The 11903-nt window shown below is 64.5% G+C and carries 10 protein-coding genes; all 10 read left to right on the top strand.

Annotation, left to right across the window (positions count from 1 at the left end):
• A partial coding sequence (locus tag VNH11_16795; GenBank protein HVA48030.1) for a hypothetical protein occupies positions 1–949 on the top strand: 949 nt, incomplete at its 5' end.
• 125 nt (positions 950–1074) lie between these two features.
• The gene (locus VNH11_16790) at positions 1075–1842 is read left to right on the top strand and encodes a sugar transferase (protein ID HVA48029.1); all 768 of its coding nucleotides are present in this window, start codon (positions 1075–1077) and stop codon (positions 1840–1842) included.
• A gap of 3 nt (positions 1843–1845) precedes the next feature.
• Positions 1846–3135: a glycosyltransferase gene (locus tag VNH11_16785; GenBank protein HVA48028.1), complete on the top strand. Its 1290-nt coding sequence runs from the start codon at positions 1846–1848 to the stop codon at positions 3133–3135.
• Positions 3132–3914 carry a WecB/TagA/CpsF family glycosyltransferase gene (locus VNH11_16780; GenBank protein ID HVA48027.1) on the top strand — a complete coding sequence of 261 codons (783 nt, stop codon included), beginning with the start codon at positions 3132–3134 and terminating at the stop codon, positions 3912–3914. Before VNH11_16785 ends, VNH11_16780 begins: the two co-directional genes overlap by 4 nt.
• Positions 3915–3923: 9 nt before the next feature.
• Entirely contained in the window at positions 3924–4799 is an 876-nt protein-coding gene (locus VNH11_16775; GenBank protein HVA48026.1) for a polysaccharide deacetylase family protein, read from the top strand.
• Positions 4796–7579, top strand: coding sequence for a glycosyltransferase (locus VNH11_16770; GenBank protein ID HVA48025.1), 2784 nt, complete (start codon positions 4796–4798; stop codon positions 7577–7579). Before VNH11_16775 ends, VNH11_16770 begins: the two co-directional genes overlap by 4 nt.
• 3 nt (positions 7580–7582) lie before the next feature.
• Entirely contained in the window at positions 7583–8518 is a 936-nt protein-coding gene (locus tag VNH11_16765) for an NAD(P)-binding domain-containing protein (protein ID HVA48024.1), read from the top strand.
• A 169-nt stretch (positions 8519–8687) separates the two neighbouring features.
• Positions 8688–9443: a hypothetical protein gene (locus VNH11_16760; protein ID HVA48023.1), complete on the top strand. Its 756-nt coding sequence runs from the start codon at positions 8688–8690 to the stop codon at positions 9441–9443.
• A gap of 10 nt (positions 9444–9453) precedes the next feature.
• On the top strand, positions 9454–10560 hold the full coding sequence (locus VNH11_16755) for a hypothetical protein (GenBank protein ID HVA48022.1): 1107 nt from the start codon (positions 9454–9456) through the stop codon (positions 10558–10560).
• 27 nt (positions 10561–10587) lie between these two features.
• Entirely contained in the window at positions 10588–11838 is a 1251-nt protein-coding gene (locus VNH11_16750) for an ATP-grasp domain-containing protein (GenBank protein HVA48021.1), read from the top strand.
• Positions 11839–11903 lie beyond the last annotated feature (65 nt).

Here is an 11903-nt window from a genome sequence, read left to right as displayed (position 1 = left end):
CAACAGCATGGCCGCCGAACTGCGCGAGATCGTATCGCTCTCGGCCCAAGAGCTTGAAAACGCCAATCAACGATTGGCCGACATGGAACGCGGCATGGGGAGCAACCTCGTCGAGTTGCGGATGTTGGAACAGTCGCCCGCGGGCGTCAGCGAGCTTAACCGCGAGCTCACGGAGTCGCAAAACGAGCTCCGCCAGGCGCGCACGCGCCAAAGCGTCAATCGCAGCATTTTGAAGTTGTTGCGCGATGCCCAAGACGATCCTCAATTACTCGTCACCGCGCCCAACACGTTGTTCGAAGCCCAGCCCAATCTCAAGCGGCTGGCCGACGGACTGGTCGACGTGCAGCTTAAAACGTCTTCACTATTGGGAGTGATGGCCGAGCGGCATCCTCAGGTGATCGTCTCGCGGCGGGCCGAGGAGATGATCCGGAAAAAGATCTTTACGGAGCTCTCGCTGGCGCTGCACGCCATCGAGGCCGAAAACCAGCTCGCCGACGGCCGCGTGGAATACCTCGAGGGTCAACTCGAAGAGATGCGACGCGGCATGGGCGAGGTCGCGGCGCGGCGCGTGGAATACGCCAGCGCGAGCAGTGAAGTGGCCCATCGACGCGCCTTGTTGGAAACCGCCGAGCGGCAATTGGCGGACGTGCGGGCCACGCAAGCCGTCGCCCGCAAGTGCAGCCTTATCGATCGCATCGGCACGCCGTATACGGGGTCGCGCCCCTTGGGTCCGGGGCGTCCGGCGATTGCCGCCATCGGAATCGCCGGGGGCCTGATGGCCGGTTTGGGAATCGTGATTCTCACGATGCCGGTGCCCGTTGGGGGCAAGGTGTCGCAGAGACCGGTCCACGGAAATCATGAGCGTGAAGACGACCACGAACTCGTGACAGGCAATGGGCATTCTCATGCCACGGAACCGTGGAAGAACCGCTTCGCCGGCGTTCCCTAGTCTGTCGACGTTGTTATGAGGAATGAACGAGTGGCTGCAGGAGGACGCCGCTCTCTATCAAGTCGGGGTGGGCCGAGCTCGCGGAGCGAGTCGGCCTGCCAGCGAAGATGCGAAAGGAACGAGCCTTGTCACCCTCGACCACTTCCTTGCTCGAAGCGCCATCACCGCGGTTGGCCCCGCCGGTCGAAGCACCCGCGCGTCGAGCGGCCGTTGCGGCACTCGACGATGTCGCAAACGGGTCGCCGCCCCGATCGGATTCATTCTCCACACCGCTCGTACCGGCCGGCAATCGCACGTGGATTTACTTGTTCACCAAACGGTCGATCGACGTGCTCGGCGCCATGGCGATTCTGCTCCTCCTGTCGCCGGTGATGTTCGTTACTTGGCTGGTGCTGATGTGGACCACCAGGGGCAGGCCGGTGTTTGTGCAAGAGCGGGTCGGACTGATGGGAACGCCGTTTCGGATGTACAAGTTCCGCACGATGATCGTCGGAGCCGCGGCACAGCAGCGGGCCATCGCCAACCACCAAGACGGCCCGATCTTCAAGAACTTCAGCGACCCGCGCATCACCCGCGTCGGGCGGCTGCTGCGATCGCTGAGCATCGATGAGACGCCGCAGTTGTTCAACGTGTTGCTCGGCCAGATGTCGCTGGTGGGACCGCGGCCGGCCTTGGCGCAGGAGGTCCGTCAGTACGAGCCGTGGCAACGGCAGCGATTGGCGGTCAAGCCGGGCCTGACCTGCCTGTGGCAAGTTTCGGGGCGAAGCGAGATCGGTTTCGAGGAGTGGATGCGGATGGACGTCTGGTATCTCAACCACCAGTGCCTCTGGACCGACCTCAAGTTGCTGGCCGTCACGCCCTGGTGCGTGCTCAGCCGGCGTGGAGCGTATTGAACCATGATTTCCTCTCTCGCTGAACTTGAAAACGATCGTGTGGTGACCGTCAAGCGATCGCCCGTGCGTGTGTTGCACGTCATCAACGGCGAGGACTATGCCGGTGCTGAACGGGTGCAGGACACGCTGGCGCTTCGCTTACCCGATTACGGCTATGAGGTCGGTTTCGCCTGTCTCAAGCCGCGGCGTTTTGCCGAGGCGCGGCGGGCGAAAGCGGCGCCGCTGTTCGAGCTTCCCATGCGAGGCAAGCTCGACCTGTCGCCGGTGCGCCGGCTGGCAGGCATCGTTCGCGACGGCAATTACAGGCTGGTCCATACACACACGCCGCGCACGGCGCTCGTCGGCCTGCCGGCGGCCCGCCTGTCGGGCGTTCCGTTGATACACCACGTTCATTGTCAAACGGCCGTCGAAGTCGGCCGCCGGCGGTGGCAAGACCGGCTCAATCTGGTCGTCGAGCGGCTGGCCACGTATCCGGCCGCCAAAGTGCTTGCCGTCTCGGCCAGCTTGCACCGTTACCTGCTGAGTCGCGGCTATTCGCCACGCCAATTGCGACTGACCCCCAACGGCGTGCCGGTGCGCCGGTCCGTTGCCTCGGCAGAGCGGCCGCCGACCATCGGGATGATTGCGCTGTTCCGGCCGCGCAAGGGGCTGGAAGTGTTGCTGAGATCGCTGTCCCTTCTGCGGCAGCAGGGTTGCCCGGTCCGCTTTCGCGCCGTCGGCCGTTTCCAATCGCCCGAATACGAAAAGTCCGTCAAACGTCTGGCGAAAACCGAGGGCATCGACGAGCTCATCGAGTGGACCGGTTTTCGTGAAGACGTGAACGCGGAATTGGCCGAAATGGACGCCCTCGTGCTGCCCAGCCTGGTGAGCGAGGCAATGCCGATGTCGGCTTTGGAAGCGATGGCCGCGGGCGTGGTGGTGATCGGAACCCGCGTCGATGGCATTACCGATTTGATTGTCGACGGCGTAGACGGCCTGTTGGCACGTCCCGGCGATGCCGTCGGTCTGGCCGCGGTGATTCACAAAGCGATGGGGGGCGAGATCGACACGCAGCCACTACGCCTGCATGCGCTTCGCAAACAACGGAGTTGTTACTCCGACGCCAGCATGGCGGCCGGCGTGGCCGACGTGTATGAGGAGGTCCTGAACGTAGGGAATGTAGGGTGGGACCCGCGAGCTTGCGAGCGCCGGCCCACCGACGATTGGGACGTCGCTAATGGTGGGCCGGCGCTCGCAAGCTCGCTGGTCCCACCCTACGGTGAGGCGCAGCCAGGGGAAACCAACAAAACATGAAACCGCGCGTCAGGTTATTCAATTACGAAGTCGATCCCTTGACGATGGACGAAGCCGTCGACCAAGTGCTGGCGTGGATTTCCTCGCGGCAGCGAGCGTGCCGCTTCGTCGTGACGCCGAACGTGAACCACACCGTGCTGCTCGACCGCCACGCCGGGCTGCGCGGCGTCTACCGCGATGCCGACTTGGTGCTCGTCGACGGCATGCCGGTACTGCTCACGGCCCGCCTCCTGCGACGTCCGGTGCCCGGACGTGTGGCCGGCAGCGATCTGGTGCCGCGGCTGTTCGAAGCGGCACAGCCGAGGGACGGCATCCGAGCCTACTTGTTAGGGGCCGCGCCGGGAGTGGCCGAGCGCGCCGCGCAGCGTATCGAAGCGACCTGGCCGAAAACGAGGGTCGTCGGCACCAATTCGCCGCCGCCGGGCTTCGAACGCCAGCCGAGCGTGAATGAAACAATTGTGGCCGACATCAACCGCGCCTCGCCGGACGTGCTGATCGTCGGCCTGGGCGCTCCGAAGCAAGAACTGTGGGTGCATGCTCATCGGCAGCGGTTGGCCGTGTCGGTGGCCTTGTGCGTGGGGGCCACGATTGACTTCCTGGCCGCGGAGAAACCGCGCGCGCCGCTTTGGATGCGGCGGACCGGCCTGGAATGGATGCATCGCGTAGCAACGGAACCACGACGGTTGCTGGGGCGCTACGCGCGTGACGGGTGGGCATTCGTTTGGCTCCTCGGGCGTCAGGTGACGGCTCCCAAGGGCGAAGTTGGTCTCACTACCTAGCGTGAAATCATGGATACCCTCAAACGCCTGCTGCTGCAGCTCTATTTCCGCGGCACTAGCAGCTATCGTCGCCGCACGGTCCACGAATGGATGCGCCGGGGACGCGCGCCGATTGTCGTGCCCGTGTTCCATCGTATCGCCGACGATCGCGCCAACAACTGGACCACGCGCACCTCCGAATTCTGTGAGGCCATCTTTTGGCTCAAAGAGAAGTTCGATTTGATCTCCTTGGACGAGGCCCAGCGCCGCATCGAATCGGGCGCCAACCACCGGCCCAGCGTGAGCCTGACGTTCGACGATGGTTATGCGGTCAACTGCGAGCGGGCCCTGCCGCTCTTGATCGAACTGGGCATCCCTTGCACCTATTTCGTTTCGACGCACCCCGTGCTGGACGGTGCCGCCTTCGAGCACGACCGCGCCATGGGCAACTACCTTGCTCCCAACAGTCTCGGTGAATTGCGGGCGCTGGCCGCGGCGGGCATCGAGATCGGCGCGCATACGCGCACCCACGTCGACCTGGGCCGCGTCTGCGACGCCGAGCGCTTGTTCGACGAGCTGGTCATCGCGCGCAGCGACCTGGAAGCCGCCCTGGGAGTACCGGTCCGTTATTTCGCGTTTCCGTTCGGCCTGCACCAGAACCTGACCGCGGCCGCATTTCGCCTGGCCCGCGAGGCGGGTTATGCCGGCGTTTGTTCCGCCTACGGCGGCTACAACTTTCCCGGCGACGACGCCTTTCACCTTCAACGGCGCTGCGTCGACGGCCAGATCATCCGCCTCAAGAACTGGGCGTCGATCGATCCTCTTCATTTGCGGCGGATCGAGCGGTTCGATTATCAACAACCATTGCCGCCGCGCGAGGCGGCGGTTTCGGGGGCAATTCGATGACGCCAGCGCTTCTCAGGGCGAAACACGTTCCGCAGGCCGATCGCCTGGCCGACAGCCTCGTCATTTTGCTGTCGATGACGGTGGTCCAGCGGTTCGTCGGCTTCGCGCGCAACGTGCTGTTTTGCCTCTGGCTTTCGGCCGAAGAGCTGGGCCAGTGGGACATGGCCTTCAGCTTTTTGACGCTGGCCGTTCCCGTCGCCGTGCTGAGCTTGCCCGGCTGCCTTGGCCGCTATGTCTCGTTTTATCGGCAGCGCGGCCAACTGCGACCGTTCCTGCGACGGATCCTGGGGGTTACCTCGGTGCTGGCCATCGCCGCGTGTACCGCCGTGGTGATGAACCGGGGCTGGTTCTCGAGTTTTATCTTCGGCCGCGCCGATCGCACCGATCAGGTGTTGGCGCTGACCTTCGCCCTGCTGACGCTGGTCGCCTATAATCTCATCACCGAGCTGTTGATCTCGCTGCGCATGCAGCGATTGGCCAGCGGTCTGGAACTGTTCAACACGCTCGTCTTCGCCGCGCTGGGCGTGGCCTTGCTTGCGGGCTGGCAGGCCGGCGTGCTCAGCGTCGTGCTGGCTTATGCCTCGGCCTGCCTGCTCTCGGCGCTGGTGGCGATGTGGTGGATACGACCGCTGTGGCGCTCGCTGCCCGCGGGACAAGACCAGGCGATGGGGCAACCGACAATCTGGCCGAAAGTCGTGCCGTTCGCCGCGGCACTGTGGCTCTCGCAGGCCCTGGGCAACCTGTTCGGCATGGCCGATCGGTACATCCTGCTGCACCACTCGGGCCAAACCGCCGCCGACTCGTTGTCGATGGTGGGCGAATACTACAGCTCACGCATCGTGCCCACGCTGTTGATGAATGTCTGCGGTTTATTGGCGACGGTGAGCCTGCCGTTCCTCAGCCACGATTGGGAAGTTGGCCCCAGAGCCGCGGTCTCGGAGCGGCTCAATCTGCTGTTGAAACTGACGGGCATCGGCCTGGTTGCCGCCGCCACGGCGGTCCTGTTTTTCTCGCCGCTGTTGTTCGACTGGGCGTTGCGCGGCAAATTCCACGCGGCGCCCGCCATCCTTTCTTTGGCCCTGGCGTATGCCTGCTGGTCCGGCCTGGTTTGTCTGGCCAAGAGTTATTTGTGGTGCGCCGAAAGGGCCGTTTTAGTCAGCGTGGCCTACGCAGTGGGCCTGATGGCGAGCATCGGTTTGAATCTCGTTCTGGCGCCGCGCTTTGGGATTCACGGCGTGGCCTACGGCACGTGCGCCGCCCATGTTGTCTTGTTGCTCGTGGTTTATGGGTTGAGCCACGCTCATGGGTTCGCGCTCCATCCGGGCACGTGGCTGGTGTCGGCCATGCCGTTGGTATTGTGGTTCGGACCTTGGTGGGCTATGGCGGCATTGCTCCTCGTCGGCCTGGCAGCCGCCGGCACCGGCCTGGTGTTCGATCGGGCCGAGAAGCAAGAGATCGCCGCCACGCTCGCGCGATACCGCAGGAAGCTGCTGGCCGCAGCCATCTGTAGGGAACGCCCTCCGTGGCGTTCCGCGGACCCGGCGTCGGCGTCAACCCGCGCGCCGCGGAACGCCACGGAGGGCGTTCCCTACAGAGCAGAACCGTTGCGGTTGATGTTCGTCAACACGTCCTTGTTCGTCGGCGGCGCCGAATCACTGCAAATCGAGCTGGTCCGCGGCCTCGATCGCAGCCGGTTTTTGCCCGAAATCTGCTGCCTGAAGGCCGATGGTCCTCTCGCGCCGCAAGTGCCCGACGACGTGCCGGTCTTTCACCATCTCCTCCGACATAAGTATGACGTCGCCGTCGTGGTGCGCCTGGCGCGCCTTCTCCGCCGACGCCAGATCGACGTCGTCGTCACGGTGGGTGCGGGCGATCGTATGTTCTGGGGACGCATCGCGGCTTGGCTGGCAGGTGTTCCGGTGATCGCCGCCTGGCTGCACTCGACGGGCTGGCCCGATTGTATCGGAAGGCTGAACCGCTTGCTCACGCCGCTGACCGACGCCTTCCTGGCCGTTGCGCCGCCGCACGGACGTTATTTGATCGACGTCGAAAAGCTTCCCGCACACCGGGTACACGTCGTCGCCAGCGGAGTCGATACGGAACGTTTCCGGCCGCGTCCGGCCGACGAAAAGCTGCGTGGCGAAGTCGGGCTGCCGCCGGCGACGCCCGTGGCGGGCATCGTGGCCCGACTTAGTCGCGAAAAGAATCACGATCTCTTCTTGCGCGTGGCCGCGCTGGTGCGCGAGCAGGTCAAGGATGCTCAGTTTCTGATCGTCGGCGATGGGCCGGACCGTCACCGCCTCGCTGCCCATGTCGAGCAACTCGGTCTGGCCGACTCCGTCCACTTCCTGGGCAATCGCGCCGACGTGCCCGATTTGCTGGCTCTGTTCGATGTCTTCGTGTTGACGTCGCACATCGAAGCGAACCCGATCTCGATTCTCGAAGCGCTGGCGAGCGGCAAGCCGGTCGTGGCAACACGCGTCGGTTCCGTACCGGAGACGGTGCGCGACGGCGAAGTCGGTTATCTGGCCGAGCCGGGTGACGCGGCGACTCTGTCGGCCCGCGTCGTGGAGTTGTTCCGCGATCCACGGCTGGCGCGGAGCCTGGGCCAAGAGGCACGCTGGCAGGTAGTCGAACACCATTCAATGCGGAACATGATCGACCGCTTTCAGGACGTCTTGGAGCAGCTCCATACATCGAAGCTCGGCCGGCCCGTGGCGGATGACGCAAACAATCAAAGACCTCTTTTCGTCGGCACTCTTTTGTCTACTGAGGGATAAGCAATGCAAGGCACGTCCAATTTGGCAACCATTGGGGTTTTGTATCCGGGCGAGATGGGCAGCGCGCTGGGACGGTTGCTTTCCGGCGCCGGATACCGCGTTGTGACCACCGTCGACGGCCGGAGCACCGAGACGGCGAGGTTGGCGACCGCCGCCGGGCTGGAAGTGCTCGGCTCGCTGGAAAACGTCGTCGCCGCCAGCGACGTGCTGCTGTCGCTGGTGCCGCCGGCGGCCGCCGCGTCGACGGCCAGGCACGCCGCCGAGTGCGACTTCAAGCCCGACGCGATTTACGTCGACGCGAACTCCATTGCCCCTCGAACGGCACGGGCCATCGCAGAGATTGTCGAGGAGCGCGGCATGCAGTTCGTCGACGCCGCCATTCACGGCCAATCGCGGCGACTGCCTGAACACGGCGTCGTCTATCTCAGTGGAGCGCAAGCGGCGTTCGTAGGGGATTTATTGGAAGACATTATCAAGACTCGGTGGCTGGGATGCGAACCCGGTCGCGCTTCGGCCATGAAGATGTTGATGGGCGGCGTTTCAAAAGGCTTGGTCGCCCTGTTTGTCGAATTGGCACTGGCGGCGCGCGAAGCATCGTTGCTGGACGAGTTTCTGGCCGGCTGCGGCGACTGGTATCCCGGCGTGGTGGCGCCGGTCGCGCGCATGCTGCCGACCTATCCACGACACGCCGTCCGCCGCGCCGACGAAATGAGCGAGTTGGAGCAGACGCTTCGCGATCTCGGTCTGGAACCCGAGGTCGTGGCCGGAGTACGGCGTTGGACGGCGCGACTGGCTGAGACCCATTTGCACCAGTACGCCCTGGCCGTCGATCACGGCCTGTTCGAGATCGACGATCTGATCGAGGTCATCGCTTTGGACAATCCATTACGGCCAATCGAGGCAGCCGCAGAACGTCAACTGAATACGTGTCGTGTTTAGGACTTGGGACTTGGGACTTGGGCGCAAGCCAAAGACCAAAATCCAAAATCTGAAGAACGCTCATGGCAACCAAACCCATTTCCGCCGAATTGCACCCCTGAACCCTGAACCCTGAACCCTGAACTCTGAACCCTGAACCCTGAACCCTGAACCCTGAACCCTTTTCCTCATGGCAACCAAACCCATTTCCGCCGAATTGCATCCCGGTCCGGGCTTCCGCATCCGGCTCGATCACCCGCACCCTCCGGCGTCGTTGGTCCGCCAGTTGGCCCGCTTTGCCACACCCGACATCTCCGACCTCTTGAACCGGCTGTACTCGGTCGATTCGGCGATCGCCTGCCTGACCGGCAGCCATCACCGGCTCTGCGGAACCGTGTGTACGGTCAAGGTGTTTCCGGGCGACAACCTGATGGTCCACAAGGCGCTCGACGTGGCCCGGCCGGGCGAAGTGGTGGTCATCGATGCCCGTGCTTCGACAATGAACGCGGTGCTCGGCGACATCATCTGCACCAAGGCCCGGCATCGCCGGCTGGCCGGGTTCATTGTGGACGGCCTGATTCGCGACCTGCCGGGCATCCTCGATCTCGACTTCCCCGTTTTCGCGCGCGGCACCACGCCCGTCGGGCCGCTTCATCGCGGCCCCGGAGAAATCAATTACCCGGTGGTCTGCGGCGGCACGGTCGTCAGTCCGGGCGACGCGATTGTGGCCGACGCGACCGGGATTGTGGTCGTGCCTCAAGACATTATCGAAGAGGTGTTGCTGCGGCTCGACGAGCACGATGCCCGCAACGCGGCCTACCTGGCCGCCGTGGGGCGCGGCGAGTTCTCAAACGAATGGGTCGACCGCTTATTGCTCGAACACGGCTGCCCGATCGCGGACGATGAAACCGCGGTAATGCATCTCGTGACGGCTTTGGAGAGTTGAGGGTTAAACAATGGAATGCTATTCAATCGCGTTGAGGCCGGTTGCGGCCGTCTGGTGGGCGCTCGAAAGGCTTCGCCGCCGTAGCGGCGCGGTGCGGCGTATGGAGGCGCATCGGGCGAGTTTCTACCAAACCGTTTGGCGGCAAGCGGCTGCGGCGATCGGCGCCGAAACTGATTCGCTGCCCGATGGAAGCCTGCGGATAGGTTTGCCGGGGTTCGTGACGCGCGTCAAACAGAACTGGACGGAGGCCGACGACGAGGGCACCCTCCATCGTGCCGGCAATAAGCCGATGGTGCTCGGGCTCTTGGCGGCCGAGCAACTGCCCGTGCCGCGCTGCCGGCAATTCAACTTATCTTCGCTCGACGTGGCGGCCGATTTTCTGGCCCAGATTGCCGGCAACTGCGTCGTCAAGCCGGCTGCGGGCACCGGAGCCGGAGCAGGCGTCACCACCCACGTTCGTCAAGTACGTCAGCTCAGGTGGGCCGCCGCTCGGGCCGCCATGCACGGCCGCGAGCTTTGCATCGAAGAGCAAATCGAGGGCGACAACTATCGCCTGCTCTACTTCGACGGCGTGCTGCTCGAAGCGGTCTTGCGGCGGCCGCCCGCCGTCACGGGCGATGGCCGGTCGAGCGTGCGGGCACTGGTCAAGCGGCTCAATCGCTCGCGGCTTGCCGACGGTGCGCGGGCGGCACAGACGTTGATCACCTGCGATCTCGACATGCGGCACACGCTTGCCGTTCAGGGTCTGAGCGTGGCTTCGGTGCCGGCCGCGGGTCGTCGCGTGCGTCTCAAAACGGCGGTCAACGAGAACTCCGCCGACGAGAACTCGGCGGCCGGGCACGTCTTATGCCCGGCGGTGATTGAGGCGGGCGCGCATGCCGCCCGCGCCGTGGGCGCTCGGCTGGCCGGCGTCGACATCATCACCCCCGATCCCGCTCGCCCGCTGGCCGACGTTGGCGGCGTCGTGTTGGAAGTGAATACCACTCCCGGCCTGTACTATCATTATCACCGCCAGGGCGGGCCGAGCGCCATCGCCGTTGACATCCTGAACCACCTGCTTCAGCGACAGCCTTGTGCGTGTCTTGCCGATCGCGAATGCGTCCATGCGGGCGCGTAATCCAAAATCGAAAATCCAAAATCCAAAATGTCGATCTCTCTCGCCGATCAACGAGAAACGCGCCGCGCCATTCCACGCCCTCCGTGCCAGACGGTCGCTCGGCCGCCGGTGATCGTGGTCGGCGGCGGGGCGAATGCGCTGTCGATCGCGCGCTCATTGGGTCGTCGAGGCATACCGGTCTGCGCCGTCAACGAGCCGGGCGCACCCGTGTGCCGTTCCCGCTATGCCCGCTGGCTGGCCGAGGCCGGCGCATCACCTCAATCGTGGGAGCAGTGGTTGACGGGTCCTGAGTCCGATGCCTGGCGCGGCAGCGTGCTGTTGGCGGCCAGCGATGCGGCCATCAAACTGATCCTCGACCATCGCCCCCTGCTGGCGGAAAAGTTCCTTCTGGATATCTCCAATCCGCAGGCCCAGGCGGCCATGCTGAACAAGCTTGGCACCTACCAGGCCGCGGTGGCGGCGGGCGTACCCACGCCGCGGTTCTGGACCGCCCAAACGCTGGCGGAGCTGGAGAACATCCGCCACGAGCTCGTGTTTCCGCTGATCGTCAAGCCTCAACTCTCGCACGTCTTCGAAGAACGCTTTGGGCGAAAATTCCTCGTCGCCGAGAATCACGACGAGCTCGCGCAGGCCTTTCGCACCGTCTGCGACGCGCAGATCGAAATGCTCCTTGTCGAGCGGATCGGCGGTCCCGACAGCCGGCTCTGCAGCTACTACACCTATCTCGACGAGACGGGCGGACCGCTGTTCGATTTCACCAAGCGGATCATCCGCCGCTGGCCCGCCGGCATGGGCGCGGCTTGCTACCACATTACCGATCACGTGCCGGAGATCCGCGAGTTGGCGTTGCGGCTTTTCCGCCACGTCGGCCTGCAGGGTCTGGCCAACGTGGAGTTCAAGCTCGACGACCGAGACGGCCGGTTGAAGCTGATCGAGTGCAACGCCCGGTTCACCGCCGCCAACGGACTGCTGGCCGACTGCGGCTTCGATCTGGCCTGGTTCGTTTACGAGCGGGTCCTCGGTCGCCGGCCGCCGCGGCTCGCCAACTTTCGGAGCGGCGTGCGGCTCTGGTATCCGCTGGAAGATTTCAAGGCCTTTCGCGAGCTGCATCGCAACGGGGAACTCACCTTACTGGCGTGGCTGAGGAGCCTCGGTCACCGGCAGACGCTCCCCTTTTTTCGCTGGTCCGACCCCGGCCCCTCGCTGATAGCCGAATCGCGCCGCATTCGCCGCGCCTGCGGCCGGCTGTTCGGCAGCGATACGTCACGCGGCCCATAATGCAGCGTTGCATCCCCGAAAAAGCGCGGTGGCTGGGGCAGAGCCTAAGCGATGCCCCGGTGAGG

It is taken from the genome of Pirellulales bacterium, assembly GCA_035533075.1.
In the GTDB taxonomy this organism is placed as follows: Bacteria; Planctomycetota; Planctomycetia; order Pirellulales; family JAICIG01; genus DASSFG01.
The sequence above is the reverse complement of the archived record's forward strand: the minus strand, read 5'-3'. Positions and strand labels throughout refer to the sequence as shown.

Bases quoted from the DNA above. Each gene is read 5' to 3' on its own strand.
- VNH11_16770 (HVA48025.1), top strand. From the start codon at position 4,796: ATGACGCCAGCGCTTCTCAGGGCGAAACACGTTCCGCAGGCCGATCGC.
- VNH11_16750 (HVA48021.1), top strand. From the start codon at position 10,588: ATGTCGATCTCTCTCGCCGATCAACGAGAAACGCGCCGCGCCATTCCA.
- VNH11_16765 (HVA48024.1), top strand. From the start codon at position 7,583: ATGCAAGGCACGTCCAATTTGGCAACCATTGGGGTTTTGTATCCGGGC.
- VNH11_16755 (HVA48022.1), top strand. From the start codon at position 9,454: ATGGAATGCTATTCAATCGCGTTGAGGCCGGTTGCGGCCGTCTGGTGG.
- VNH11_16780 (HVA48027.1), top strand. From the start codon at position 3,132: ATGAAACCGCGCGTCAGGTTATTCAATTACGAAGTCGATCCCTTGACG.
- VNH11_16775 (HVA48026.1), top strand. From the start codon at position 3,924: ATGGATACCCTCAAACGCCTGCTGCTGCAGCTCTATTTCCGCGGCACT.
- VNH11_16785 (HVA48028.1), top strand. From the start codon at position 1,846: ATGATTTCCTCTCTCGCTGAACTTGAAAACGATCGTGTGGTGACCGTC.
- VNH11_16760 (HVA48023.1), top strand. From the start codon at position 8,688: ATGGCAACCAAACCCATTTCCGCCGAATTGCATCCCGGTCCGGGCTTC.